Here is a 23,639-nt window from a genome sequence, read left to right as displayed (position 1 = left end):
CTCAGTGGCGCAGCAGGCCGGTCACTTTAAGCCGCAGACGTCGAGGTAAAGCCGGCGGAGATGTTCGTCCGACATATCCAAGATCGGCTCATACATGAAAGCATTGAGATGAATATTTTCCGGCGTCATTAGAGTTACCTTGTCGATGACCTTAATCGCGGGATCTCCGGCAAAATCTTTCCTAAAGCGCGTAACGAGTTTCGGTGTCTGGGCGTGACTGATGCTTTCCAAGAACGGCGTGTCATTGATCCTTTGCGCCATAAACTGCTCTGCTTTCAACCTTATGGCGATCGAGAGGACAATTTTTATCTCGAAGTTCGCGCCTTCCGGCGCCGTCAGGCAGCCGTTGGCGCTACCGTATATGCTGTCGATCACGGGCGCATTGCCGTTGGCCGCCTGCTGAGCACCCCCAAATATGCGACTATAAATTGCATCAACGTCGCTTTGCAAAATATGAGGCGTATCCGATTTCCAATGCAGAAGCGATGTCAGCTTAATGTAATCAGCATCTTGCTCGCCTCTAGTAAACTCCACCAGGTTGCGCATGAAGGGAATGGAGGCGATGCGCTTATTGGCATCATCGAAGAAATGACCTTTCCAGTCTTTTACGAACACGTTGTCAATCCCGGTCGCCTTGGTAAGTACAACACCGGTCGCACTGCGTGATACCATTAGACAGTTGCCGTATCCCACGAACCGGCTCTTGATCGTTCGAAAGAAATCAAAATTATGAGTAAGGATGATTTCTCGAAAACCAAAATCTTCAGCGACGTCCTTTAGATACTGAATGATAGCGTACTTATTTTTATAGTCAAAAGAATCCGCGATGTCATCAACGATCATCAAAGTATCTTGTCCGGATTGTTGACGGACGCGAATCTCAAAAATGATATTCAGTATGTAAAGGGCTTTCTTTTCCCCCGTACTCAATGTTGCCATCAAGTCTCTGTGCTCAACAGAAGCAGATTCATCGCCATCTTCGAACATAAATCCTACGCTGAGGATAGGCTCTTGGCCCAACATTACTTCCGTAAGATTCTTAGCGAGAAGCCTAAATGGGACAAAGAAGCGATCATTGAAGATTTCGATCACCTCCTGCCATTGAGTGCGCTCCTTCGCTGCTTCCGCTTCAATCTCACTTCGACGTTTCTCGGCCGCTCTGTATTTCTCAATAACCTCCTTGTAGAGATCCAAAAAGGTGTACAAATACGATTTCCATACATCCTCTTTGAACGCCGCTAGGTTGCCCAGATGGGGTAGAAGATCTTCATTTTCCGAAAGATAGGCGTCGAATTGCCGGACGTTAACGTTTTTCGTGATAAGTTTCTCGACCGCTGCGAACTTCTTGCGGAGGTCGGCGTCGCTGCTGATATCCGCCTTCTCCTTGTTCACAAGCTCCTTGAGTTGCTCCTCGCTATTGATCTCCAGCCTAACTCCCGAGTTGAGACTGATAGAATGTTTTGCCTTGAAGAAGCCATTGTCAGCCAAGCTCTTGGCGATCTCGCCGGCATTGTAGTACGTAAAGGTACCCTTTCTAAAGTATGTCGATTTGTCCAATAGCTCATTGAGTTTCTTTATGTAGCTTTCGATGGTGGTTTTGACGTCTTTTCCGTCGAGAAAGGCAATAACTTTCTCGTCAAAAATTATATCGTATTTAACGGCTGAAAAAGGAGCCGTCTTCTGAGAGAGTAGTTCTTCCTCAATTCGAAGTAGCGCTTTGTAAAATTGGTCCACTCCTGGCGTAAATGTTGAGGATATTTCTTTCTCCAGATCCTTCTTCGATCCAGCGTGCTCCCTTAGAGCCTTGATGAGGCGCTGCTTGGCATCCTCGGAACTGACATTGAGTTCCTCGTATTCCTTACGAAGAGTGCTGTTGACCAGTAGTGTCGCCGTCTTGGCATTTTGTCCGAGCATCTCATCATAGGGAAGAACGACAAGGATACTCTCCGGAGGCAGTGCCGCTCCCTTCTCATCGGCGATCACCCTTTTATTTTGACGCTTTACGAAGATTTTGTCACCGCTGGCTATCCCGGATGCCACATCTTGGAAAGTCTTGGCTAGCGACGATTTCATGGCGCCGTTGGGTGCATATATGGCAATTGAGCTAGTCTTACTGAAGTCGAGTTCCGCGTTCAGCTTTTTGATGCCGTAGCAATGCTCTAGATCGATCTGCAACTTTTCCAAAATTTCCCCCTTCAAAATATGAGGGGACCATAGCATGGCTGCATCCACTAAGGAATGAGGTGCCCGGCCATCAACCGATCTCAAACTGCCTAGGGCCCTGCATGTCCTGGTTCGGAGCCGCTTTAACGTCACATTTGCGGATCAACCCATTATCTGGACCGGCCCGTGAAAATTTATGTGCGGAGTACCTAACGAGAGGACCTGTCGGACATCAGAGGGGCGTCGTTGGCGCCAAATAGATCGCCTTGCGACCCACCGCCACCCAGTTGGCGCTTGCGTACCCGGCGCACCCATTCCTCGGTGCACCCCAAGTCCAGTGCGCAAGCCCGCGTGCCGCCAGGATGATTCAGGATCTCGCGCACCAGGGCGCCGTCACCGGCAGCGCGTGGGATCAGCTTGTGCCCTGGCCCGTGCAGCTCGGCGAGCAGCCGCGTGGCGTCGAGACCGATAATGCCGACCAAAGGCGATGTCGGCCGGACGTGCGCGGCACCAGGGATGTAGCGCTTGCCGCCACCCCAGACCTTCGCCAGCGCGCGCGCCTCACGGACATATCCGGCGACGGCTAGATCGTAGAGCAGGCCGGGGAAGTACTCCAGGCTAACGGGATCGGTCATCGCGCTCCAGCCTTGCGTCGCTTCATGCCTTTGAGTGCCTCGACGACTTTCGAGGCATCAGCGACGGAGAGCATGTCGGGTTCGGGGATCACGTCTTCGGCAAGCCCGAGGACGCGACGGATCATCGAACGCAGCGACGCCTCCGACTTCTCGCGAGAGGCATCGTGCCAGAGCGCGCGGATCAGGCGGCCGGTCGAGGTTCGGCCGGTGCGGAGGTCGGCGCCGCCCGTCCAGCCGAGCCGGACGAATTCTCGGATGACGTTCCCGAGCTGGACCGCGTTGAGGTCGGCGGCGCTGTCGCGACCAGTCACTCGGCGCAGCATGGCCCGGTAGGCTTCGTCATCCAGCCCGAGCTGCTTCTTGGCGACGTGGACCTTGGCAATGGCGGAGGCACGGCTCACGGCCGCACCTCGATCTCGCCCCACGCTTCGCGAAGCAACTGCTCGAACTCGGCTCGGATGCGATCGGCGTGGAACTTGGTCGGGGCGACGACGATCTTCACTTCGCCTTGCCCCTCCAGCCGCAGCGGCCGGAACCAGGTCGACCACTTCTTGATGCCGACCCGATCGACGAGGCCGCCGAACGGATGGACACCCGTATCCGGGGCTCGCGCCGGGGTCGGTTCGGCCACTTCCTCCGCCGGGACGTAGTCGCACCAGCGCTCCTCACTGAGAAAGGTCGAGGCCATCCAGTTGTATTTCGGGTCGGCCTTGGCCGCCCGTCGCTCGGCGGCATAGGCGGTGGCAGCCGCGGTCAGCTCCTCGGCGGTTACGGTGCCGGCCTTGATGAGGGCGTTGAACAGCTTCCGCGCCCGCTCTCGCGGGTTCGGCCGCCGCGAGGGGTAGGCGGCCCAAAAGGCATCGAAAACAGGATCGTCAGGAGGCTGGCGGGGCATCGGTCGACTCCGTCACCGAGACGGGCGTGCCTGCCGCAAGAGACGTCAGCACGTCATCGCGGACCAGCACGAAGCCGTTCGGGATTTCGGGGGTGGGGAACTGCGGCCAGGCCGGCGCCGGCAGGCCGCGAATGGCGCTATTGAAGATGGCGGCGATGTCCGGCCGGGCGATGCCGGCGCGCTCAAGGCACTCCACGACACCGAGGATCAGCCACCGGGCATCGTCCGCCGTGAACCGCAATTCAGGCACCGGGCGCGCCTGCGTCTGCTCCCGGCGCAGACCGGCGACGATGCGGAAGATCGTCTCCTTCGCCGCCGCCTTCGAGCTGCGGGACGGGCCGTGCGCTTCCTGGAAGATCCGGTTGAGCCGGAACAGAAACAGGGCAAGCTCGGTGTTGTTCATCGCCGGGGGGACCGCTACTGGTCCTGCGCATCGGCGCAGTCCGCCCGTCGGCGTGCAATCCGCCGCCAGGTGACGACCTCGTCGCGCATCGACTGCCGGCCGCTCACATAGGACAGCGCCCTACCGAGGTCCGCGCCGCATCGCGAGAAGGCGGCGATCAGGTCATCCCGGCTGCAGCGCTTGAGCAGGCAGGCCAGCTGAGTTCCCTTGCCTTGGTCGGCCCGCATCAAAGCGCGGTCGATCTCGGCCGAAGTAATTGGGGCAGGACGGCGTGGCATGGTCGCTCCTACTGGCCGCGCCGCTCCGCCAGGTCGGCGGAGAGGACGAAGGTCGGTTCGGTGAGGTTCAGCGGGACGCGCCGGAGGATCTCCAGCGCGCGGCAGTGGTGCGGCTGCCGGCGCAGGTAGCCGCGCTCGATCAGCTTGGTGATGAGCCGATGGATTGCTCCCTTGGAGCGAAGGTCCAACTCGTCGGCCAGCTCCTGGTATGACGGGCAGACCCCCGATTGGTCCATCAGCTCCTGGATGACGCGCATGCAATCGGCTTGATTCGGCGTCAGGCCCATCCCGGCTGGTGCCGGGTCGAGGGCAGGGTTATCCATGACGCCGCTCCATCGGCACCGGGCCGGAGCCATGAGGGTTGAAGCCGTCGTCATCGTCCTTCTCCCGCGCCAGGAAGGCGTCGACCTCCCTGTCGGACATGAAGCGCCACGCACCCACGGCCTTCACCGGGTTACGCAGCCGGCTCCGGCAGACCTCCAGAAAGGCGGCCGGGTCGGCCGGGGCCGGGATCGGAGGCAGGAACTGCAGGTTCGGGATCTCGATCGTCACTTCCTCGCCGGCCGTGCCGACCAGGAACAGGCGGACGCTGGCGCGCACGCCTTCGGGCAGGATCATCGTCATGGGGCGCCTCAATTGGGAGTGCCCAGGCCCACAAAATGCGGGCCGTAGAGCACGATGGACAGGAGAGCGATCAGGATCAGGGTCTCGGCGAGGAACTGCCGGGTGACCACGCGGACGCCGTGCAGCCAGTAGGCGTGCCAAGCGAGGCCGCCGACGAGACCGGACAACCCGGCCAGCCAGACGGCGAGGATCAGGAGGCCCGTGGTCATGGCCGCGCTCCCCGCCGGCTCAGCCAGGCGGCAGCGAGCGCATGCATCTGCCGCCCGATCGGCATTCTCACCGAGCGTCCATCCAGGATCGCCTGGGCGATCCGGTCGGCCGTGCCGTCGTCGATCACGGTTGCGACCTCTCCTTCGGGAGTGACATCGACGATGCCGGACAGAGTCTCGTTGCCATTCGTCGCCGTCACGGCGTAGCGGTTGTCGCGCAGCTGCCGATAGGTCTGGACGGTCCCGCGCACGGTGCCGTGGCCCGCCAGCTCGAAGCTGACCTCGCGGCCGATGAGGCGGGCCGTCACGGGACGATCCCCGCGGCTTCGAGGCGACGGGCCAGGTCGAGCGTCTTCTCCGACACCGCGACCGTCGGCCGGCTTTCGAGTGCGACGGCCTCGACCTCCATGATGCCGAGCAGCTCGATCATCCGCTTCACCTCGGCCTCGCTCAACGGCTGGCGGGAGCTGAGGCGGGTGTCCAGCTTGCGCCGCATCGAATGCAGCTCGCGGGACAAAGGCGACAGCAACTTAACCACGGGATCTCTCCTCCTGGGGCTTGTTGGGGCAGGTTTGGCAGGCGCGCCAATGGGCGGCGGCGTGCGGGGCGTGGGTGGGACAGGGATCGAGCGCCAAGCGGCAGCGGTCCCGCTGCACGCGGTCGCTCAGGAACGGACACTCCACCTGGTCCAGGGCGGCCAGCACCGCTGCTTCGAACCGGCTGGTGTCGGCGGCGGGGTATTTGCCGGAGAGGGCCAGGGAAACCGCGGTGCGGCTGCGGCCGATGGCGTCGGCCACGGCCCGAATGCTGCCGCGCCGAGATGCCTCGACGCGCAGCAGCGCCAGCACGGCGGGGTCAACCGGCCTGGACATTGGCGGTCACCACGCTGCCCAGGTTGCGGTCGAAGATCGACCCATCCCGCCGCACCAGCGGGCTGGCGGGGCCGGTGTCGCGGACCAGGCGATAGCGCTTCTGGCCCGTATTGGGATGGGCAGCCACCCTGACCCGGCCGGTCAGCGGCAAGAGGTACCCAGCGCCGGCCAGCCGGGCGACGTATCGGCGGATCGAGCTCTCCAGCGCCTTCCGATCGGTCTCCGGCTGGGCGACCGCCTCGACGAGATCAGCGCGGCAGAACCGGCCGAGCTGCCGCATCGCCGCCCAGATGCGGTTCCGGGCCGTGGCATCCCAAGCCCCGCCCACGCCGGTAGGCGCCGTGGTCACCATCAGGGGCTCGACGTCTTCAGACCGGCCGCGCTCGGTCAGCCGGTAGCATCCCTCCGATGCGCGCTCGATCAGGCCGGCCGCATAGGCGCGCCGCAAGTCGGTGCAGGCATCGCGGTAGCTCTTGCCGAGCAGCCCCGGCAGCCGGTCGATGGTGACGCAGGCGCCGGGTTCGGCCAGCGCATCCAGCAGCGCGCGCATCAGGCCACCACCACCGGCGCGCCGGTCTCGCGGCTGTGCAGCAGCACCTGGCCGCGCATCGCCTCGACGCCAACCGCGGCGCCGGCTTGGCGCAGGCCGAAGCGCTCGATAGCCGCCACGGCCTCTTTCAGCTCGCGGATGTAGCCGCCCGAGGCCCGATGCGTGTAGGCGACCAGGTCATCCTTGACCTCGACCTCGCAGATGCCGGCAATGACCGCCCGCACGTCGTCCAGGCTTAGTGGCTTGAACTCGACCTTCTGGCTGATTCGCGACGCGACCTGCGGATAGCGGTCCAGCCGCTTTCTGATCCGGTCCATCCCCACCAGCACGGTCGGGATCTCCAGATGGTCGGTGATGTCACGGATACCCTCGACGACATCCCGGCCTGCGGCGACGGCGTGGTCGGCCTCGTCGATCAAGATCACCGTGGTGGCGTGCCCCAGGCGGGCCGCCTGCGCCTGGCGCGCCGTCAGCGCCGCCACCACCGCCTCGAACAGCTTCGCCGTGTCGCGCGTCTGGGACGGTCGGCCGGTGGCGGCGGCGTAGATATCCCGCAGGCACCAGCTATGGGTCCAGCCCTGCTTGGCGCGGACGTGGATCGCCTGATTTTGGACGCCCCACCACACTGCCGTCCCGGTCTTGCCCAGGCCGGGCTCGCCATCGACCAGCATCAGGCAGCTTTCCGACGCACCGCGATTCTTGAGCGCATTGAAGGCGCCCAGCCAAGCCATGACGTTGGAGACTTTCGGGATAAACACGGGCTTCATCAGGCGGCCTCTCTGCACAGGGAATTCAGCGCCTCGACATCGATCGAGCAGGCGTCGAGGAGCAGCAGGAAGTGGGGGTCGGCCAGGCGGGGCTTGAGCCACGCCAGGTCGGCGGGCGTCGCCCGGCCGGGATTGGCGGCCAGCCAGGCGGCGAATTCGTGATCGGTGCCGAAGATCGGGCGCGCGGCCGCCTCGGCGGCGTTAGCGGGAGCCGGCGTCGGCGCCGCGCTAACGGCCTCCATCGCGTCCAGCTGCCGCCGGGCGGCGTCCAGGAAAAACTCGTCCACCGTCGTCCGGTGGGCATGCTCGATCAGCGCGGGGCCGCCATTCAGCTCGGCGTCGACAACGGCCAGATCCCGGTTGAGGCGGTCGCGCCGGCCCTTGGTGCGGATCTGCTGCTCCCGCTCGGCGCGGGTCAGCACCGGCATGAACGGGATTTTGTTGCCGTCCAGCTTGGCGACGCCGATCAGGCGCCCGGCCTGGTCGCGCACCCATACCTGGCTCGCGTCGTGCAGATCGAACCCGACCTGGACGGTCTCGCCATGGTGATGCTCCAGATCGCGCAGGAAGTAGATGTTGGTCCACAGCTCAACCTGGCCGCGCCGGGCGACGCGCTCGACGGTCGGGCGGAACAGATCCGCCGCCTCCTCGGGCGCCAGCCGATCGATCATCGTGTCCGGCTGGTCGCGGAGGAGCTTCTCCCACCGATCCAGCGGCGACATGCCCAACTCGCTGTGGCGCCGGCCGTTGTAGGCGGCGACCTGGCCACCGACGTACTCACGGAAGTCGTCGAAGGACATCAACAGCCGGGACCGGCCGATCATCCTGATGTCGGCACGGGTCAGCTTGTGGACGCGGTGCTTCGCCTCCTCGTCCATCTTCGCGCCGATATAGGTCGGCAGCTCCCTCGCCGCCCGGACGAGACAGGATTGGTGGACGCGCTCGACCACGCCGCGGGCCTGCGAGCTGTAGGGGAGCGAGTTTTCCTTGTGGACGCCGAGCCGTGCCAGGAAGCCGGTATGCGGGCCGTCGAAATAGGCGTTGTTGAAGCCCTTGCCGCGGTCGACGTACCAGAGCGCTGGAACGCCCCAGGTCTCGCAGGCGTGCCGCAGGGCATCGGCAACGCCCCAGGTATTCTCGACGATGCCGATCGACCAGCCCACGATCACGCGGGTGGCGACATCGATGACCACGGTCACCTCCGGTCGGAACGGCTGGCCGTGGATCGGGTGCGCGACCTCGGCGTCGAAGGTGTGGCCGTCCGCGACATAGATCGCGGTCGGCCAGAGGTCGGCATAGTCACGGGTCACATAGGCCCTCATCGTCTTGAGCTGGCGCGGCCCGAGCCGGCCGCGGTTGCGGTCGATCACCGACATCTGGCGGAGGAAGCGCTTGACCTGGTCGTAGCTCGGCGCCGCGACATTGGCCGGCAGCGCCTCGGCGAGCCGCTCCAGGCAATGGGCGATCGACCACTTCTGGGGCTGTGCCCAGAGCCGCCAAAACGGGGGAGCCCAATCGGGCACCGCTGGCCGTGTTGGCGCGGCCTCGCGAGGTGCCAGGGCAACGGCGCCGGCGGTGTCCCGCTCTTTGAACCAGTTGTAGATCGTGGCGCGGCATAGGGTCCGGCTACCGCTCTTGCCGGCGCGGGCGTTGGCAAGCGGCACGGCGGCGGCGAGGTCCGGACGCAGGCCACCGTCGCGCGCCAGATCGACCAGGGTCTCGACTGCCTTGCCTCGACTCAATCCGGCGGCGAGCCGAAGGCGTTCGACTTCGGCCAGCAACGCGGCGCGCGCGTCCATAGTGGTCCGCTGCCATGATTTCAGCTGATCAGCACCTCGGGGCGCCTGATTCGGCGCCACCGGCGCGGGCGCGGCCAGCTTCAATGACCTCTGCGCGAGCGCCTTGCGAGCCGCTGCAGGTAGAGTAGTGACCGGGTACTCGATTCCGCCGCCGCGGCCCGAGCGGTTGCGGCCTTTCCAGCCCAGGCGCTCTGCCATCTTGCGGATGCCGCGCTCGGTCGCGGGAAGCCCAGCGAGCCCGAGGTCGGCCAGATCACGCGCCGTGTAGAAGGCGGCTGTCATCGTGCAGGCCGCCGGCGCGCGGCGCGGCGCGCACTCTCGTAGCGACGGTCCAGCTCAACCTTGCGGTCGGCTATCTGGCCGAGTTCGATCCAGGGAAGGAAACGATCCTCGATCACCGCGTAGCCGAACATCTCGGCAATCAGCTGCAGGGGGCGGATATCCCCTGTGGCATGAATCAGCGCGGCGAGGCGCACGGCGCTGATGGTGTGTTCTTCCCGCCCCTCGGACGCATAGGCATCGAGAACGTGTTTGGAGACCGTCTCCCCTTCCAGCCAAGCCGACATCCGCCCGGCGATCTCCGCGCGACCGCCCTCGGCCTCGCAATCGTGCAGGGCTGCCGAAACAGCGCGGGCAATTCGGCCACGCAGGGACACGGACTGGACCGTTGCATCAGGAAAGCGCGTTACGGCCTGCTCAGGTTGCCAGTCATTGAAGATGTCGAGGGTCTGATCGTCCCGCCGCGCCATCTCACACTCCCCATTTAACGGAAGGGTGCGGAGCGCAAAGAACGGCCAGTGACATGCTCAACTGGTCAGCCGGCGTGTTCATGCCGACCTCTGCTTTAGACGTTCGCCGGCTCGCGAAACGCCGCTATAGTTCCACGGTCGGGATTGGCAGATCCGCCGGCCTTCGCCTGAGTACCTGTCCGGAAACAGATCGTGGACGGGCAGTGCCAGGGCGTCGGCAATAGCTTTCTCGATGCGCTCGCTGGGAACCAGCAAGGCGCCCTGCACGGACTGACGGGCGACGCCCAGGTCACGTGCTATGGCAGCCAAGCTCGTTCCCCGTAGGCGGAGCCGACCTATGATCCAAACCCGCCTCTCGGCGGCTTCTTTTGGGATGTCCATGACTGCCTTAACCGCTGACATGACAGGCATGGTGTCGAGAAAACTCGACCAGAACAAGACAAAAATCGAGTTCCGAGATGATTTTTCGGCTTCGCTGCGACTTCCTGCCGAAATTTATCGCTATATTAACCGGTTAGCCTGAGGTCGGAACTCGCGATGGTCGATAATCCTCCGGTTCCGGAATTCCGCTCCCAACTCGGAACACGACTTTTGTCGGTCCTGGAAGAGTTCCAAACCCGCAAGGAGGCTGCGGGCGTCGCGGATGTGACGGCCGAGCAGCTCAACGCGTACGTTCACGGGAAGACGAAGCCACCGTTTGAGGTGCTCGCCAGGCTGGCATTCGCGAAGGGGGTCAGCCTCGATTGGCTCGCCACCGGCGTGGGCAAGCGGAAGCTGGCGGAAAGGTCGCACGACTTCTCAGGCTCGGAGGGGGAAGAAGTGCTGGTGCCGCGCTACGACGTTGCCCTGGCCGCCGGATCGGGTCGCCTGCTGGACGAAGCGAGCATCATCGATTTTCTGCCGGTTCCGCGACGCGCTTTGGATGCGGCGGGCGTTGAGCCGGCCGCCGTCGTCGCATTCATGGCGGATGGGCGATCAATGGAGCCGACGATACGGTCGGGCGAGGATGTCTTATGCGACAGATCGAAAACGACTGTCCGCTCGGACCTAGTCTATGCCTTCCGAATGAATGGCGAGCTGAGGCTCAAGCGTCTCACCAAAGGCATCAAGGTCGACTTGATCATCCGCTCCGATAATCCGGAGTTTCCAGACGAGATGCTCGACTACCGGGACGTCGATGATTTCGAGATCATTGGCCGGGTGTTCTCGGTCTACAACCGATGGGTCGAGTAGCAGGGCTTTACGCGAACTTTGGTGGCGAGCGCGCTCAGATGGCGCGCATTCCGTCCAGAATCGAGTGCCCATTTCGCTCACATCTGCGCATTCCGTCCAAAACCCAACCCGGCGCCCTCGGCGTTGGGACAATTTATATTTCAATGGGTTAGGGACGATTTTTGGTTCTACGGACCGTCTAAAACCGATCACCCCCCTATAGCAGCGGCGCCGCCTCGATGCAGCGCCGCACCAGCAGCTCGGCGAAGACATGCGACTTGCCGGAGCCGCGGCCGCCATGGGCGGCCTTGTAGCGCGACGGCTTCAGCAGCCCGTGGAAGGCGGGCGCCAGGCCGGGCGGGGGCAGGGCGGGCAGCGGCGGCCCGGCCGCCCAGGGCGCCGGCTCCGGCGGCGGCTGCGGCGGGTCCTGCGGCGCCGGCACCAGGCCCGTCTCGCTCAGCCCCTGGTCGTGGCAGAACCGCTCGAAGGCCGCGTCCATCGCCGGCAGGTGGTCGGCGTCGTGCCGCGCGGCGCGGCTGCGCAGACGGCGGGCCCTGCCGATGTCGCCCAGCCGGCGCACCACCTCCGGCGGCGGGGGCTGCCCCTCGGCACGCAACAGAGCCACATACCAGAAGCAGCGGGCCACGACGTGCGGCCGCCGCAGCATCTCGCAGCCGACCTGGGCCGCGCTGCGCGGCGAGAACCCAGCCTCCCGCGCCGCGCGGGCGGCATTGCCGTGATGCGCGAAGCACCAGGCGAAATTGTCCCAGCGTAGCGGCAGCCATTCCATCACATCGGCGTTCATCCCGGCCTCGCATGAAAAAGCCCGCCGCGGCGGGGCCGGGCGGGCGCAACTCTTCGACTCTGCCTGAATTGTGCGACGTGACGCGGCGTCACGTCAAGAACAAAAACAGAACATAAGCGAAGCGCCGGCCCCGAGGCCATCAGGACGAGCCCCCGGCGCGGGCCGGCAACCCGGTGTCGCGGATGGCCGTCATCGGGTAGCTTGGGCGCCGGGCGACGGTGGGGATGGCGGCGATGGCGACGGATGCGGATCTGCGGGAGAAACTTCGGAAGATCGAGGCGCTGCATGCCGGTGCCGGCACCGAGGGAGAGCGGCTGGCGGCGGAGGCGGCGCTGGAGCGGATCCGGGCGCGGCTGCGGCAGCAGCAGACCCGGGATCCGGCGGCGGAGACAAAGGTCTCGCTGCCCGACCAATGGTCGCGGCACCTGTTCGTGGCGCTGTGCCGGCGCTACGGCCTCAGGCCGTTCCGCTACCGGCGGCAGCGGCGGACGACGGTGATGGTGCGGGCGCCGCGAGGCTTCTTCGACCAGATCCTGTGGCCGGAGTTCCTGGAGCTGAACGCCGAGCTGCGGCGCTATCTGCACGCGGTGACGCTGCGGGTGATCCGCGACGAGCTCCATGCCGACACGGCCGAGGCGCCCGAGGTCGCCGAGCCGGCGGCGTGACCGGACGCCGTGGGGCTGCCTCGAGGCGCCGGCCCCGCTCAGTCGCGGGATGTCGCCGGGGGGGGCTCCGCCTCCCGGTCCTCGGCGGCTGCGGCTGCTGCTTCCTTGGCCCGGATCGCGCTCAGCGCCGATGCGACCAGCCCGGTCGGTATCGCGATGATGCCCAGCGCCACGAACAGCATGAGCACGGTGAAGACCCGGCCGACCGGCGTCACCGGATAGACGTCGCCATAGCCGACCGTGGTCAGCGTCACCGCGGCCCACCACATCGCGTCGAGCACCGATGCGAAGGCCTCCGGCTGGGCCTCGTGCTCGAACTGCCAGATGACCAGCGCGCAGACATAGAGGACGATGACCGCCGCCGCGCCGAACACGGCGACCTCCTCCTTCACGGCGCGCCAGGCGGAGGCGAGGCGGTCGACGGCGCCGGTGTAGCGGGCCAGCTTCAAGAGCCGGACCAGGCGCAGCAGCCGCAGCGCCCGGACGGCGCGCAGGTCGAGGCCGAAGCCGATGAAGACCAGGCCGAGATAGAAGGGGGCGATCGCCAGCAGGTCGACGATGCCGAAGAAGCTGCGCGCATAGGCGCCCGGGGCGGGGGCGGTGGCGAGGCGCAGGGCGTACTCGATCGTGAACACCGCGACGACGACGACCTCCGAGACGGACAGCGCCGTCCCGGCCCAGCCCGGCAGGTCGGGCAGGGTCTCGACCCCCATCGACAGGGCGGAAGTGAGGATCAGCGCATGCAGCCCCAGCTCGACCCGATGCCCCAGCCCGGGATGCCGGCCGTCGAGGGCGGCTGCCACCTGCTTCCTCCAGTCCATGATCGCCTCCGGGTCCCCTGTGCCTGGGCGGCTTCGCGGCCGCTGGCCCGATACGGATGCGCCGCCCCGGTAGCCGCCGTCACAGCAATTTAACGCAGTTCCCAGTCGGCCCCCGCCTAGTATGTCGATGGAGCATGGGCCCGGGATCGCCAAAATCCCGTTTCCCGCTTGGTCGCTCAAGACGGCACAGCTATCATCAAGCCATTGTCAGGTTCCGGAATTGATGTGCAATCTCGAATATGGAGGGTGTCCGATGTCTGTATTCATGGTCACGTGGAACTTGAACAAAGAGAACAAAGAAACCAAAGAAACAAATGAAATCAAAGACGGTAAGGACAAGCAAAAAAATGAAGATAGCGGCGGTTACAACAAGGCAAGAGCCGATTTTATCAAGCATCTGGAAAGTTTTGAGCACATAAGGGACGGGGATCTGGATTCGGTCTATTTTGTATCGTCGACAGACGGGGCCGATGTGGTTGCCGATTTTCTGAGAAAGAAGCTGGATGCCAATGACTGCCTGCTCGTCTCCAGGATGCGCCGGGGAGAGCATCAAGGCTGGTTGAGCGGAGCCGTCTGGAGCTGGGTCAACGCCAGGATCTAGAGAGCGGACTGAATCGGGGTCGGGTCACGTCGGGGCCGGATCGGATGTCGAGCATCTTTGCCGAGCCTCTCCCGCTTGCGAGTTTTCAGAACACCGCCGTCGGGGCGGACCTATCTCTTCTATCCTCCCCCTTACCCCCTCCCCTTGCGGGAGAGGGTAAGGGGGAGGGGTCTGCGCGCGTTCCGCGCGCGGAACGCGCAGGCTTGCAGCAACGCATGCGCCAGCTGCTTCCGTCGTACCGCCGGCCCGAACCATTTACCCGTCATGGCGAACCCCGAAGGGGCGTTGCCATCCAGGCGCCGGTTTCCAGATCGCTCCCTCCAAACGAGGCCGGAAGTCGCTAAAAGTGCAGTGTCACCGCAATTTCATCGACGTTACGCGGTGGCTGGGCAAAAGCGTAGCAATAACAGGGCTGCGGGGGGCTGGACGCAGGGGCCAGCTAACTCTAGGCTATCCAATGCTGGCCTGCCGCCGTTGTCTTCCCTTGCGGTTCATCTCTGTTGATGGATTTCGTATTAAGAAATCTTAGGTGACAACTGGACGTGTCGCCGAAAATATCCATATTAAGCTTCGGATGAAAGATCCGAACACGGCGATCCATGATGGGCTTCTTATGAGAGGCCGTAGATCCGAGCACAGCTTGTTACTATTGATGATTTGGGAAATAATATTCGGTCCAAAGCCGACAAGAGAAGCCACGCTGCCGCCCAAGGCACTCTCCAGCCTCGTAGCGAGCCATCCATCCGAATGAGATTTGCCTTTCGTCTCCGCATTGGGCGGAGTGATTCCCTCCTTCAGATCGAAGTAAAAGTAAAACTTTTCTTCGAGATTGTGCGTGAGTTCATATTCATCTATTCTTCTCAAATATCCTCCGGTCGGATTTTTGATGAAGCTTTGGAGGTTCTGAAGCAGCTCAAGAGGCAGCATGTTCTCCAGTTCTCGGCATGGAGTCGCTTCGATTATGAACAATGACCCTGCGACCTTTGGCGAGGCGCGCGCGCTCCGCACTTTGGATGGCTCAGGCTGGGTTGGAGCCCTACGGTCACTGTCAACTATGCACGCCACCACGTAAGAGTCTTTCGCTCGTTCAATGGCCATGCTGCTTGTCCGATCACCGCCACCGTGCAAAACCTCAAGTTTTACATACGGGACGTTGAATCGGTCTGCCAAATTCTCCATTATGAATTTATACATATCGCCATCATGTATACCGTCCTCCACGAAAAGCTGTGAAGGATTTAAATAGTTGCCAAGCAGAATTGTTTTAAAACTCCGGCGAAATGCTGTTTGTTCCTTTGATCTCTCTATTCCATTATCATCGATAGTCAATTTCACGTATATTCTTGCTTCGGTAGCTAGGCCGCCTCGTTGGGAGTATGCGAGTTCGATTCGTCTAAGGCTTGCAGACTCCCAATCGTTCAAGGATAGGTGTGATGTGAGCCATTCCACTCCCCTACGATCAATCACAACGATGTGATGGCCGCGATCATTCGCGCGAAGGAGTTCTGTTACTGTTCGTGCCAATGTATCCTTGTCACACCGAGCATACTCCTCGGGTGGAAGATCAAGTAGAAAGAGCATCGGTCTCGCTCAAGTTAGTGTTGAAAAAAACCGAATGGCCAGTTCTGAAGAGCGCCAAACTCGTCGAAATAGGAAACGCGAACGTCGGTTGATCGCGATCCGTCCTCTGGATCACTGAAGATTAAAATCTGCAAATTGTCCGGAGACAACCTCTTCTGATAAATAAGCTCGCCAAATCGATTGATTAGCGTCTCGCTGTGAGTCTCTATCATGTGATAGACTGGACGACGGTAGGGTCGATTGGACGCATCCAGCGATTCCGTAAGTGCGTCGGCAAGCAGTGATTGATGAGCCGGATGGAGGTGTAGCTCCGGCTGTTCGATCGCAAGGATTGTCGGTGTATACATATTCTGTGACCTGGTCCTCGCCCACCATAATTGCGCCAAGACAGGCAATATTTGAGACACTCCGTAGCCGGTATCGATGATGTTGATTGTATTGTTATTATCTATCATATTAATACTGATGTGACCTTCACTGCTAGAGACATTGATTTTGAAACCGTACAGAGAGAAAATCCACTCCGACAAATCTGATAGCTGACTTTTATCGAGGGAGTTTAAAAACATCGGGAGATTTTTGCCATCTGCGTCTATCTCAGATACAGCTAAATCTTGCAATCTATAATACCGTTCGCTTCTAGCTCTCGCTGGTCCGATATACAGAAGTCTATCTATAACAGAAGTCAGACGCTCGCTGGCAGAATTGAGAGTCGGTATAATATCATTTATGTACGACAAATCTTTCAGCCTATAGAGGTCGAATGGGTTCGCCTCGGCTCGTATCCTCTCGGCAAGACCCTTTGTCTCAGAGGTGATATTCTTGCTCCAGAATCTGAATGATTCTTTAACCTCGTCGCCTGAGATGATCGAAAGAACACGCATAATCTGTTCCGGATCAAGTTCCCGCTTTATCGATTTTCGTATGATCGATCCGGCCCCCTGCAGTATTCTGATGTTCCTGAGTTCCCGATCGGGGCGCTGCCTATCTTCGATCGACTCCGGAGCAAAGCCGACATACGGAAATATGTCGCCAACTGGAACAAAAATGCGGTGCCCAGAAAAATAATCAAGGATATCGTTTCCATTCATTGTGAAGTGCGTCGCCTGACCAGAAGGTGACAAATATAAATTAAATATTCGTTTTGCGGGATTGATTCTGCATTCGATTGACTTTAGTCTAGTTTTGGATTCATGGGCGGCTATGGTATAGCGCAATTCAATTTCATTTATTATTTTATCTGGAGATAATCCAAACATTCTACTGAAGGTATAGTGATGTGACTGTTCAATTGGTAGGTCATCCAACACAAAAGTAAATGAAATATCATTGGACGTATCGTTACAGTAGACACTTTGATTGAACGATCCGAAATCTACATAGTCTCCATACCAGAGGATCGGAGCGTTTGTTCGTGTTTTAACAGACTGCTTTATTAGTGGAAGCGATCTAAGGAATGTGCTCTTTCCGCTGCTATTTCTGCCGACAAGAAGTGTTATCGGCTTTACCTCAATGGCAGGCGTCTCTTTCAAGCGTCTAAGGTTGGCAACGCCGAATTTGAACATTTCTGAACTCGCAGGATAAAAACGTGTGCGGGATATATTCGTAGCTTAGGCAGGTGGGCCAGATAGGTCAAATGCTCCATGGAAGGAGGGGCCTTAGGCGGCAGGTGCCTGCGGTTTGAGCCATCCCTAAGTTTCAACCCGGAGCGGGAACGGGTGCGGTCATGACCAGAGCTTTAGCAGATCATCCCGAATGGGCGCCATCTCCTGCTGAAGCGGCCGAAACGGGGCCTGATCGTCGGGATGCCGATCTTTCCCTTACCCCACCATCTCCGCATGGTGGCACGCCACCATCCGCTCATCCACCAGCCGCAGCTCCGGCAGGTCCACGCTGCAGATGTCCGTGGCATACGGGCACCGCCGGTGGAACGCACAGCCCGGCGGCGGGTTCAGCGGCGAGGGCAGCTCGCCCTTCAGCACCGCGCGCTCGGCCCGCTTGGCCGGGTCGACGAAGGGGGGCGAGGCCAGCAGCGCCTTGGTGTAGGGGTGGCGCGGATGGCGGAAGATCGCCTCCTTGGTGCCGTGCTCCACCGGCCGGCCCAGATACATCACCACCAGGTCGTCGGCGATGTGCTCCACCACCGACAGGCCGTGGCTGATGAACAGATAGGCCAGGCCGAACTCGTCCTGCAGATCCGTCAGCAGGTTCAGCACCTGGGCCTGATTGAGACGTCCAGCGCCGAGACTGGCTCGTCCGCCACACACCTTGCTATAGTGCGCTGTCACCGCATTGCCGGAAAATGCCCAACTTACGTTGGGGGTATAGTCAGCTTTGCCAACAGCCGCCTATAGACCCATCCTCTCACGGCCTCCCCCGACAGCGCGTCGACGTACTCAACTTCGATCCAATTTTCAGTTTCCGAGACGATAGCCGCCTTATCTCCCGGCCGCATGGCTCCTACAGCTTTGGACTCCGTCGTCGGGGCTTGCCGAACGAAGGCGCGCGTCTTCGCTGTACAGACGACAAAAGGCATCCCTGCGATTTGAGTGGCGGATTTCTCGGCCGCCTCATGTAAGGGGGCAGATATCAGGCGGTCGAGCCGCTCAACGATATCTGGGCCGTAGTCGTGCTTCGCCTCTTCTGCCGTCGTGTTCACCTCCGTCTGATAGATGGCGAAGAGTGTCGCGAGCATCGAGACCATCGACACGATGAGCACTACATAGTCATAATGGAATAGGCGGCGGGACGGAGTACTCGATTGGGCGAACATCGCCTCGAGTCGTTCGGCATGCCGTTCAAGCGCATCCAGGATCCCGCGGATGGCTGTGCCCGGCTCGGTCTCGTCAGTCGATAAGGCTGCCACACCCTCGACCAGCACAGAGCGTTCCTTCGCCTCCCTCCACAACTCGTCATTGGCGACCGTACGACGAGCCTCCGCTACAACCCAGGCGGCGTCTGCGAGGGAACTCTTCGAGGGCGAATTGATCCCCGCGCTGGCGAGGGACGCGATTAGCGCCCCGGCTATGCCGACGTTAGTCAGCGAGGCCCAACGATCGCGTTGCTCCTCCATCTGTTTCAGGATACGTCCGATCGCGGATGTCGGCCCGGTCAACCCCTCCTGTTGCCGCCGCATCGTCTCGACAATGGAGGAAAACTGCTCGACTTTCCCGAGCCCATCCAGGTAGCCCGTTTCAGCGAACTTCTTGTACGCTGCCAGCTGGCTCGACTCGATGAGGGAGTGCCTGATCCCCGCGATGGCGGTCATCATTGATGTAGCTTCAGTAGGAAGCCGCGCCGCTTCTACTGCGCGTTCCGCTGCGGTCTGCATCTCCGCAATATGGGATCGGACATGTTCCTGCATGGCGGCGAAAGGGTTTGGTGGCACGACGTTGGCCAAGATGCCCGTCGAGAGTCCACCAATTTGCCGATTGGCCGCCTCCGTTATTCGACGCACGGATTCATAGAGTTGCTCTATCGGCGCCGCCGCAAGTTTGTTCGAGATGTTTTCCGCTTGTTGGCGGTGCGCATCCATGAGCCGCAGGTATTCTGGGGATTGGAAGGAATTCAGCGTCCGCTGAACTTCCGGCATCTGGATCTTCTGCAGCGCCACGTTAAAAGGGGACGACTGCAACGTATCCATGATTCCGCGCACTGCCGAAGAGTTTTGAATCTCCAAGGCGCGTCCAACGAATGGAAACGCTGCCGCATCCAAGGCTCGCTTAGCGGCCAATGCGTCGGGAGCTTTCTCAAGCCTCCCCTTCGCCGTGTCACGCTTAGCGGCATCCCGCTTCAAATCGGACAACCGGACGCTCTTTTGGCGCTTCGGCTTATCGTCGTTATCGATCGGATCGGTCATCGGCCAATCACAAGCGTGTTGCTCATCTCTCCATGTAACATGGCGGAGACTTGCGCGCCGCATCGGCTCTACGGCAGCCCTGCGCAAATCGGGGTCGGCGCCGTCCTTGGCTTTCGCCTCCTACCCCACCATCTCCGCATGGTGGCACGCCACCATCCGCTCATCCACCAGCCGCAGCTCCGGCCGGTCCACGCTGCACACATCCGTCGCATACGGGCAGCGGCGGTGAAACGCACAGCCCGGCGGCGGGTTCAGGGGCGAGGGCAGCTCGCCCTTCAGCACCACGCGCTCGGCCCGTTTGGTCGGATCCACGAAGGGGGTCGAGGCCAGCAGCGCCTTGGTGTAGGGGTGGCGCGGATGGCGGAAGATCGCCTCCTTGGTGCCGTGCTCCACCGGCCGGCCCAGATACATCACCACCAAATCGTCGGCGATGTGCTCCACCACCGACAGGCCATGGCTGATGAACAGATAGGCCAGGCCGAACTCCTCCTGCAAATCCATCAGCAGGTTCAGCACCTGGGCCTGGATCGAGACGTCCAGCGCCGAGACCGGCTCGTCCGCCACCACCACCTTCGGCCGCAGCATCAGCGCCCGGGCGATGGCGATGCGCTGGCGCTGCCCGCCCGAGAACATGTGCGGATAGCGGTCGTAATGCTCGGGCCTGAGGCCGACCTTCGACAGCATCGCCTCGGCGGCCTGCCGCCGCTCCGGCGCCTTCAGATCGGTGTTGATCTTCAGCGGCTCCTCCAGGATCGCGCCCACCTTCTTGCGCGGGTTCAGCGACCCGTAGGGGTCCTGGAAGACGATCTGCACCGCGCCGCGCAGGCGCCGGCGCTGCTCCCGGTCGGCGGTCGCCACCGGGATGCCGTCGATGGTCAGCTCGCCCTCGCTCGGCGGCTCGATCATGGTCACCACCCGGGCCAGGGTGGACTTGCCGCAGCCGCTCTCGCCGACCACGGCCAGGGTCTTGCCGGCCTCCAGCGTGAACGACATCGCGGACAGGGCGCGCAGCGTCTTGGCGGCCTTGAAGGGCGAGGTCTTGACCTCGTAGAAGCGGCTCAGCTGCCGCGCCTCGACGACCGCGGTCACGCGCGGATCTCCTGCAGGGGATTGAAGCAGCGCGTGCGCCCGTCCAGGTCGGGCGACAGCTCCGGGTGCTGGGCCCGGCAGCGGTCCAGCACGTTGCGGCAGCGCGGGTTGAACAGGCAGCCGGCCGGCCGGTCATAGGGGCCGGGCACCACGCCGGGGATGGTCGGCAGCCGGCGGTGGCCGGCGCTGCGCTCCGGCAGCGCCTCCAAGAGGGCGCCGGTATAGGGGTGGCGCGGCCGGCCGAACAGGCCGCCGACCATGCGCTCCTCCACCAGCTCGCCGGCATACATCACGTTGACCCGCTGCGCCGTCTCGGCCACCACGCCCATGTCGTGGGTGATCAGCACCAGGGCCATGCCCTGGTCGCGCTGCAAATCGGCCAGCAGCTGCAGGATCTGGGCCTGGATGGTCACGTCCAGCGCCGTGGTCGGCTCGTCGGCGATCAAGAGCTTCGGCTTGCAGGCGATCGCCATGGCGATCATCACCCGCTGGTTCATGCCGCCCGACAGCTGGTGCGGGAAGGCGTCGATCCGGGTCTCCGGCGCCGGGATGCCGACCTGGCCCAGGAGCTGGATGGTGCGGTCGCGCCGGGCGCGGCGGCTGCCGCCCTCATGCACCTGCAGCGTCTCCATGATCTGGAAGCCGACGGTGAAGCAGGGGTTCAGGCTGGTCATCGGCTCCTGGAAGATCATCGCCATGTCCTTGCCGATGATCCGGCGGCGCTGGCGCGGCGACATCTTCAGGAGGTCGTGGCCGTCGAAGCTCAGATGATCGGCCGTGACCTTGCCGGGGAAGGCCACCAGCCCCATCAGCGCCAGCATGGTCACCGACTTGCCGGAGCCGGATTCGCCGACGATGCCCAGGATCTCGCCGGGGTCGATGGTGAGGTCGAGGCCGGAGACGGCGCGGAACGATCCCTTGCCGGCCGGGAACTCGACCGTCAGGTTGCGGATGTCGAGCAGGGGCATGTCAGACCACAATGAACGGACCGGATCACAATTTTCCTGTCATTGCCGGGCTTGACCCGGCAATCCAGAAGGTGTCGACGCTCTCTGGATGCCCGGGTCAAGCCCGGGCATGACAGATAAGGGGATGCGTCGTCTTTCATTCGATCGCCTCGCAGCCCAGGCATCAGCGCTTCAGTCTCGGGTCCAGGGCGTCGCGCAGGCCGTCGCCCAGCAGGTTGAAGGCCAGCACCGTGATCAGGATGGCGAGGCCGGGGAAGGTCACCACCCACCAGGCGCGCTGCAGGAACTGCAGCGACGAGGCCAGCATGGTGCCCCATTCCGGCGTCGGCGGCTGGGCGCCGAGGCCGAGGAAGCCGAGCGCCGCGGCGTCCAGGATGGCCGAGGAGAAACCGAGCGTCGCCTGCACGATCAGGGGCGCCATGCAGTTCGGCAGGATGGTGGCGAACATCAGCCGCATGGTGCCGGCACCGGCGACGCGCGAGGCGGTGACATAGGGCCTGCGGATCTGGCTCAGCACCGCGGCGCGCATCAGCCGCGAGTAATGCGGCAGGGTGACGATCGAGACCGCGATCATGGCGTTGACCAGGCCCGGGCCGAGGATGGCGACGACGACGATGGCCAGCAGCAGGCTGGGCAGCGCCAGCATGATGTCCAAGAGGCGCATGATCGCGGTGTCGACCAACCCGCCGAAGAAGCCGGCGGCCAGGCCCAGCACCAGCCCCATGGCTAGCGACAGCGTCACCACGAGCAGGCCGATCATCATCGACAGCCGCGCGCCGTGGATCAGGCGCGAGAGGATGTCGCGGCCGATGTCGTCGGTGCCCAGCGGATAGGCCAGGCTGCCGCCGTCCTGCCAGAAGGGCGGCACCAGGAAGGCGGCGCGGTCCTGGTCGATCGGCGAATGCGGCGCGACGACGTCGGCGAAGATCGCGACCAGCGCGATCAGCACGATCACGATCAGCCCGGCCAGGGCGCCCTTGTTGGCGCTGAACGAGCGCCAGAATTCCAGGAACGGGCCGGGCGGCTTGTCGGGCAGGGCCGGGGCCCGGGTCTCTTGCAGGCTGGGTGCGGTCATCGGCTTACTTCACATGCCGGATGCGGGGGTCGAGCAGGCCGTAGGCCAGGTCGACCAGCAGGTTGACGACGATCACCAGCGTGGCGACCAGCAGCACGCCGCCTTGAAGAGCAGGGTAGTCGCGGCGGTTGATCGCCTCGACCAGCCAACTGCCGACGCCGGGCCAGGCGAACACCCTCTCGGTCAGGATCGCGCCGCCCAGCAGGGTGCCGACCTGCAGGCCGATCACGGTGACCACCGGGATCAGGGCGTTGCGCAAGGCGTGCAGGCCGATCACCCGCTTGACGCCCAGGCCCTTGGCCCGGGCGGTGCGGATGTAGTCCTCGCTCAGCACTTCGAGCATGGCCGACCGGGTCATGCGCGCGATCACGGCGAGGGGGATGGTGCCGAGCACGATGGTCGGCAGGATCAAAGCGCGCAGGGCGGAGATGAAGGCGCCCTTCTCGTCCGACATCAGGCTGTCGATCAGCATGAAGCCGGTGTGAGGCTCGACGAAGACCATCGCCGAGATCCGGCCCGAGACCGGGGTCCATTGCAATCCGACCGAGAAGATCAGGATCAGCAGCAGGCCCCACCAGAAGATCGGCATGGAATAGCCGGTCAGGCTGGCGCCCATGATGCCGTGGTCGATCGGACTGGATCGGTTGGTCGCGGCCAGGATGCCGGCCGGCAGGCCGAGCACCACGGCGAAGATCATGGCGCAGATCCCGAGCTCCAGCGTCGCCGGGAACAGATTGAAGAACTCGCTCAGGACCGGCCGCTGCGTCCGTGTGGACTTGCCGAGGTCGCCCTGCAGCACCTCGCCGATATAGGAGACGAACTGCACCGACACCGGCCGGTCCAGGCCCATCTCGTGCATCAGCTGGGCGTGGCGCTCGGGCGTGACGCCGCGCTCGCCGGCCCGCACCTGGACGGGATCGCCGGGCACCGCCCGGATCAGGAAGAAGCTGAGGGCGGTGATCCCCAGGAAGGTGATCATCGCCATGGCGACGCGGGTCAGGATGAAACGGAACATGATC

The 23,639-nt window shown here is 62.6% G+C and carries 29 protein-coding genes and 2 pseudogenes; 4 read left to right on the top strand and 27 right to left on the bottom strand.

The window, feature by feature from the left end:
• Window positions 1-21: 21 nt before the first annotated feature.
• From AAHM41_RS26905 to AAHM41_RS40725, 17 genes and pseudogenes are all read right to left on the bottom strand, one after another.
• Window positions 22-2,220 carry a hypothetical protein gene (locus AAHM41_RS26905; protein ID WP_342239682.1) on the bottom strand — a complete coding sequence of 733 codons (2,199 nt, stop codon included), beginning with the start codon at window positions 2,218-2,220 and terminating at the stop codon, window positions 22-24.
• Between the two features lie 152 nt (window positions 2,221-2,372).
• Window positions 2,373-2,798 (bottom strand): hypothetical protein, encoded by a 426-nt coding sequence (locus AAHM41_RS26900; RefSeq protein ID WP_342239681.1) that lies wholly within the window; start codon window positions 2,796-2,798, stop codon window positions 2,373-2,375.
• Window positions 2,795-3,199 carry a regulatory protein GemA gene (locus AAHM41_RS26895; protein WP_342239680.1) on the bottom strand — a complete coding sequence of 135 codons (405 nt, stop codon included), beginning with the start codon at window positions 3,197-3,199 and terminating at the stop codon, window positions 2,795-2,797. Before AAHM41_RS26895 ends, AAHM41_RS26900 begins: the two co-directional genes overlap by 4 nt.
• On the bottom strand, window positions 3,196-3,693 hold the full coding sequence (locus tag AAHM41_RS26890) for a DnaA N-terminal domain-containing protein (protein WP_342239679.1): 498 nt from the start codon (window positions 3,691-3,693) through the stop codon (window positions 3,196-3,198). The genes AAHM41_RS26895 and AAHM41_RS26890 overlap by 4 nt, the downstream gene beginning before the upstream one ends.
• A complete protein-coding gene (locus AAHM41_RS26885; RefSeq protein WP_342239678.1) occupies window positions 3,674-4,096 on the bottom strand; it encodes a hypothetical protein in 423 nt (140 codons plus the stop codon). Before AAHM41_RS26885 ends, AAHM41_RS26890 begins: the two co-directional genes overlap by 20 nt.
• A gap of 14 nt (window positions 4,097-4,110) precedes the next feature.
• Window positions 4,111-4,374: a hypothetical protein gene (locus AAHM41_RS26880; RefSeq protein ID WP_342239677.1), complete on the bottom strand. Its 264-nt coding sequence runs from the start codon at window positions 4,372-4,374 to the stop codon at window positions 4,111-4,113.
• Window positions 4,375-4,433: 59 nt separating this feature from the next.
• A pseudogene (locus tag AAHM41_RS26875) lies at window positions 4,434-4,661 on the bottom strand (LexA family protein); the annotation flags it as partial.
• Between the two features lie 28 nt (window positions 4,662-4,689).
• Entirely contained in the window at window positions 4,690-4,998 is a 309-nt protein-coding gene (locus tag AAHM41_RS26870; protein ID WP_342239676.1) for a hypothetical protein, read from the bottom strand.
• Between the two features lie 8 nt (window positions 4,999-5,006).
• On the bottom strand, window positions 5,007-5,207 hold the full coding sequence (locus tag AAHM41_RS26865) for a hypothetical protein (protein ID WP_342239675.1): 201 nt from the start codon (window positions 5,205-5,207) through the stop codon (window positions 5,007-5,009).
• Window positions 5,204-5,515, bottom strand: a complete 312-nt coding sequence (locus AAHM41_RS26860) for a hypothetical protein (RefSeq protein ID WP_342239674.1) — start codon at window positions 5,513-5,515, stop codon at window positions 5,204-5,206. Before AAHM41_RS26860 ends, AAHM41_RS26865 begins: the two co-directional genes overlap by 4 nt.
• Window positions 5,512-5,745, bottom strand: coding sequence for a hypothetical protein (locus AAHM41_RS26855; protein ID WP_342239673.1), 234 nt, complete (start codon window positions 5,743-5,745; stop codon window positions 5,512-5,514). The genes AAHM41_RS26860 and AAHM41_RS26855 overlap by 4 nt, the downstream gene beginning before the upstream one ends.
• Window positions 5,738-6,079: a hypothetical protein gene (locus AAHM41_RS26850; RefSeq protein WP_342239672.1), complete on the bottom strand. Its 342-nt coding sequence runs from the start codon at window positions 6,077-6,079 to the stop codon at window positions 5,738-5,740. The genes AAHM41_RS26855 and AAHM41_RS26850 overlap by 8 nt, the downstream gene beginning before the upstream one ends.
• The gene (locus AAHM41_RS26845) at window positions 6,063-6,629 is read right to left on the bottom strand and encodes a hypothetical protein (protein ID WP_342239671.1); all 567 of its coding nucleotides are present in this window, start codon (window positions 6,627-6,629) and stop codon (window positions 6,063-6,065) included. The genes AAHM41_RS26850 and AAHM41_RS26845 overlap by 17 nt, the downstream gene beginning before the upstream one ends.
• Entirely contained in the window at window positions 6,629-7,396 is a 768-nt protein-coding gene (locus AAHM41_RS26840; protein ID WP_342239670.1) for an AAA family ATPase, read from the bottom strand. Before AAHM41_RS26840 ends, AAHM41_RS26845 begins: the two co-directional genes overlap by 1 nt.
• On the bottom strand, window positions 7,396-9,477 hold the full coding sequence (locus tag AAHM41_RS26835; protein ID WP_342239669.1) for a DNA-binding protein: 2,082 nt from the start codon (window positions 9,475-9,477) through the stop codon (window positions 7,396-7,398). Before AAHM41_RS26835 ends, AAHM41_RS26840 begins: the two co-directional genes overlap by 1 nt.
• Complete coding sequence (locus AAHM41_RS26830) at window positions 9,474-9,944, bottom strand: DNA transposition protein (RefSeq protein WP_342239668.1); 471 nt, start codon at window positions 9,942-9,944, stop codon at window positions 9,474-9,476. Before AAHM41_RS26830 ends, AAHM41_RS26835 begins: the two co-directional genes overlap by 4 nt.
• A 78-nt stretch (window positions 9,945-10,022) precedes the next feature.
• Window positions 10,023-10,325 carry a helix-turn-helix domain-containing protein gene (locus AAHM41_RS40725; RefSeq protein ID WP_446719490.1) on the bottom strand — a complete coding sequence of 101 codons (303 nt, stop codon included), beginning with the start codon at window positions 10,323-10,325 and terminating at the stop codon, window positions 10,023-10,025.
• Here AAHM41_RS40725 and AAHM41_RS26825 point away from each other — a divergent pair.
• Both AAHM41_RS26825 and AAHM41_RS26820 read left to right on the top strand, forming a co-directional pair.
• Window positions 10,282-10,467 carry a hypothetical protein gene (locus AAHM41_RS26825; RefSeq protein WP_342239667.1) on the top strand — a complete coding sequence of 62 codons (186 nt, stop codon included), beginning with the start codon at window positions 10,282-10,284 and terminating at the stop codon, window positions 10,465-10,467. The genes AAHM41_RS40725 and AAHM41_RS26825 overlap by 44 nt on opposite strands.
• Before the next feature lie 14 nt (window positions 10,468-10,481).
• Window positions 10,482-11,177, top strand: coding sequence for a S24 family peptidase (locus AAHM41_RS26820; RefSeq protein ID WP_342239666.1), 696 nt, complete (start codon window positions 10,482-10,484; stop codon window positions 11,175-11,177).
• 196 nt (window positions 11,178-11,373) lie between these two features.
• Here AAHM41_RS26820 and AAHM41_RS26815 read toward each other — a convergent pair whose 3' ends face one another.
• Window positions 11,374-11,961 carry a hypothetical protein gene (locus AAHM41_RS26815; RefSeq protein ID WP_342239665.1) on the bottom strand — a complete coding sequence of 196 codons (588 nt, stop codon included), beginning with the start codon at window positions 11,959-11,961 and terminating at the stop codon, window positions 11,374-11,376.
• A gap of 233 nt (window positions 11,962-12,194) precedes the next feature.
• Between AAHM41_RS26815 and AAHM41_RS26810 the strand changes: the two genes are divergently transcribed.
• Window positions 12,195-12,626 carry a hypothetical protein gene (locus AAHM41_RS26810; RefSeq protein WP_342239664.1) on the top strand — a complete coding sequence of 144 codons (432 nt, stop codon included), beginning with the start codon at window positions 12,195-12,197 and terminating at the stop codon, window positions 12,624-12,626.
• 38 nt (window positions 12,627-12,664) lie between these two features.
• Here AAHM41_RS26810 and AAHM41_RS26805 read toward each other — a convergent pair whose 3' ends face one another.
• Window positions 12,665-13,447 carry an ion transporter gene (locus tag AAHM41_RS26805; protein ID WP_342239663.1) on the bottom strand — a complete coding sequence of 261 codons (783 nt, stop codon included), beginning with the start codon at window positions 13,445-13,447 and terminating at the stop codon, window positions 12,665-12,667.
• A 253-nt stretch (window positions 13,448-13,700) separates the two neighbouring features.
• On the opposite strand from AAHM41_RS26805, the gene AAHM41_RS26800 reads away from it, so the two are divergent.
• The gene (locus AAHM41_RS26800; protein WP_342239662.1) at window positions 13,701-14,048 is read left to right on the top strand and encodes a hypothetical protein; all 348 of its coding nucleotides are present in this window, start codon (window positions 13,701-13,703) and stop codon (window positions 14,046-14,048) included.
• A 525-nt stretch (window positions 14,049-14,573) separates the two neighbouring features.
• Here AAHM41_RS26800 and AAHM41_RS26795 read toward each other — a convergent pair.
• The 8 genes and pseudogenes from AAHM41_RS26795 to AAHM41_RS26760 all read right to left on the bottom strand — a co-directional run bounded on the left by AAHM41_RS26795 (window position 14,574) and on the right by AAHM41_RS26760 (window position 23,635).
• Window positions 14,574-15,629, bottom strand: a complete 1,056-nt coding sequence (locus tag AAHM41_RS26795) for a hypothetical protein (RefSeq protein ID WP_342239661.1) — start codon at window positions 15,627-15,629, stop codon at window positions 14,574-14,576.
• A 14-nt stretch (window positions 15,630-15,643) separates the two neighbouring features.
• Complete coding sequence (locus AAHM41_RS26790) at window positions 15,644-17,194, bottom strand: AAA family ATPase (RefSeq protein WP_342239660.1); 1,551 nt, start codon at window positions 17,192-17,194, stop codon at window positions 15,644-15,646.
• A gap of 255 nt (window positions 17,195-17,449) precedes the next feature.
• Window positions 17,450-17,892: pseudogene (locus tag AAHM41_RS26785) on the bottom strand (oligopeptide/dipeptide ABC transporter ATP-binding protein); the annotation flags it as partial.
• A gap of 48 nt (window positions 17,893-17,940) precedes the next feature.
• A complete protein-coding gene (locus tag AAHM41_RS26780) occupies window positions 17,941-19,488 on the bottom strand; it encodes an SH3 domain-containing protein (protein WP_342239659.1) in 1,548 nt (515 codons plus the stop codon).
• A 120-nt stretch (window positions 19,489-19,608) separates the two neighbouring features.
• On the bottom strand, window positions 19,609-20,577 hold the full coding sequence (locus AAHM41_RS26775) for a peptide ABC transporter ATP-binding protein (RefSeq protein ID WP_342239658.1): 969 nt from the start codon (window positions 20,575-20,577) through the stop codon (window positions 19,609-19,611).
• Entirely contained in the window at window positions 20,574-21,545 is a 972-nt protein-coding gene (locus AAHM41_RS26770; protein ID WP_342239657.1) for an ABC transporter ATP-binding protein, read from the bottom strand. The genes AAHM41_RS26775 and AAHM41_RS26770 overlap by 4 nt, the downstream gene beginning before the upstream one ends.
• Before the next feature lie 163 nt (window positions 21,546-21,708).
• On the bottom strand, window positions 21,709-22,620 hold the full coding sequence (locus AAHM41_RS26765) for an ABC transporter permease subunit (protein WP_342239656.1): 912 nt from the start codon (window positions 22,618-22,620) through the stop codon (window positions 21,709-21,711).
• 4 nt (window positions 22,621-22,624) lie between these two features.
• A complete protein-coding gene (locus AAHM41_RS26760) occupies window positions 22,625-23,635 on the bottom strand; it encodes an ABC transporter permease subunit (protein WP_342239683.1) in 1,011 nt (336 codons plus the stop codon).
• Window positions 23,636-23,639: the final 4 nt, after the last annotated feature.

It is taken from the genome of Inquilinus sp. OTU3971, assembly GCF_038440215.1.
This window is presented reverse-complemented; position numbering and strand designations above follow the sequence as displayed.

Coding starts and splice junctions, on each gene's coding strand:
- AAHM41_RS26805 (WP_342239663.1), bottom strand. CDS start 13,447: ATGGACTGGAGGAAGCAGGTGGCAGCCGCCCTCGACGGCCGGCATCCC.
- AAHM41_RS26845 (WP_342239671.1), bottom strand. CDS start 6,629: ATGCGCGCGCTGCTGGATGCGCTGGCCGAACCCGGCGCCTGCGTCACC.
- AAHM41_RS26825 (WP_342239667.1), top strand. CDS start 10,282: ATGATCCAAACCCGCCTCTCGGCGGCTTCTTTTGGGATGTCCATGACT.
- AAHM41_RS26770 (WP_342239657.1), bottom strand. CDS start 21,545: ATGCCCCTGCTCGACATCCGCAACCTGACGGTCGAGTTCCCGGCCGGC.
- AAHM41_RS26765 (WP_342239656.1), bottom strand. CDS start 22,620: ATGACCGCACCCAGCCTGCAAGAGACCCGGGCCCCGGCCCTGCCCGAC.
- AAHM41_RS26885 (WP_342239678.1), bottom strand. CDS start 4,096: ATGAACAACACCGAGCTTGCCCTGTTTCTGTTCCGGCTCAACCGGATC.
- AAHM41_RS26840 (WP_342239670.1), bottom strand. CDS start 7,396: ATGAAGCCCGTGTTTATCCCGAAAGTCTCCAACGTCATGGCTTGGCTG.
- AAHM41_RS26820 (WP_342239666.1), top strand. CDS start 10,482: ATGGTCGATAATCCTCCGGTTCCGGAATTCCGCTCCCAACTCGGAACA.
- AAHM41_RS26865 (WP_342239675.1), bottom strand. CDS start 5,207: ATGACCACGGGCCTCCTGATCCTCGCCGTCTGGCTGGCCGGGTTGTCC.
- AAHM41_RS26815 (WP_342239665.1), bottom strand. CDS start 11,961: ATGAACGCCGATGTGATGGAATGGCTGCCGCTACGCTGGGACAATTTC.
- AAHM41_RS26905 (WP_342239682.1), bottom strand. CDS start 2,220: ATGCTATGGTCCCCTCATATTTTGAAGGGGGAAATTTTGGAAAAGTTG.
- AAHM41_RS26880 (WP_342239677.1), bottom strand. CDS start 4,374: ATGCCACGCCGTCCTGCCCCAATTACTTCGGCCGAGATCGACCGCGCT.
- AAHM41_RS40725 (WP_446719490.1), bottom strand. CDS start 10,325: ATGGACATCCCAAAAGAAGCCGCCGAGAGGCGGGTTTGGATCATAGGT.
- AAHM41_RS26790 (WP_342239660.1), bottom strand. CDS start 17,194: ATGTTCAAATTCGGCGTTGCCAACCTTAGACGCTTGAAAGAGACGCCT.
- AAHM41_RS26890 (WP_342239679.1), bottom strand. CDS start 3,693: ATGCCCCGCCAGCCTCCTGACGATCCTGTTTTCGATGCCTTTTGGGCC.
- AAHM41_RS26870 (WP_342239676.1), bottom strand. CDS start 4,998: ATGACGATGATCCTGCCCGAAGGCGTGCGCGCCAGCGTCCGCCTGTTC.
- AAHM41_RS26850 (WP_342239672.1), bottom strand. CDS start 6,079: ATGTCCAGGCCGGTTGACCCCGCCGTGCTGGCGCTGCTGCGCGTCGAG.
- AAHM41_RS26835 (WP_342239669.1), bottom strand. CDS start 9,477: ATGACAGCCGCCTTCTACACGGCGCGTGATCTGGCCGACCTCGGGCTC.
- AAHM41_RS26800 (WP_342239662.1), top strand. CDS start 13,701: ATGTCTGTATTCATGGTCACGTGGAACTTGAACAAAGAGAACAAAGAA.
- AAHM41_RS26810 (WP_342239664.1), top strand. CDS start 12,195: ATGGCGACGGATGCGGATCTGCGGGAGAAACTTCGGAAGATCGAGGCG.
- AAHM41_RS26900 (WP_342239681.1), bottom strand. CDS start 2,798: ATGACCGATCCCGTTAGCCTGGAGTACTTCCCCGGCCTGCTCTACGAT.
- AAHM41_RS26830 (WP_342239668.1), bottom strand. CDS start 9,944: ATGGCGCGGCGGGACGATCAGACCCTCGACATCTTCAATGACTGGCAA.
- AAHM41_RS26760 (WP_342239683.1), bottom strand. CDS start 23,635: ATGTTCCGTTTCATCCTGACCCGCGTCGCCATGGCGATGATCACCTTC.
- AAHM41_RS26795 (WP_342239661.1), bottom strand. CDS start 15,629: ATGCTCTTTCTACTTGATCTTCCACCCGAGGAGTATGCTCGGTGTGAC.
- AAHM41_RS26780 (WP_342239659.1), bottom strand. CDS start 19,488: ATGACCGATCCGATCGATAACGACGATAAGCCGAAGCGCCAAAAGAGC.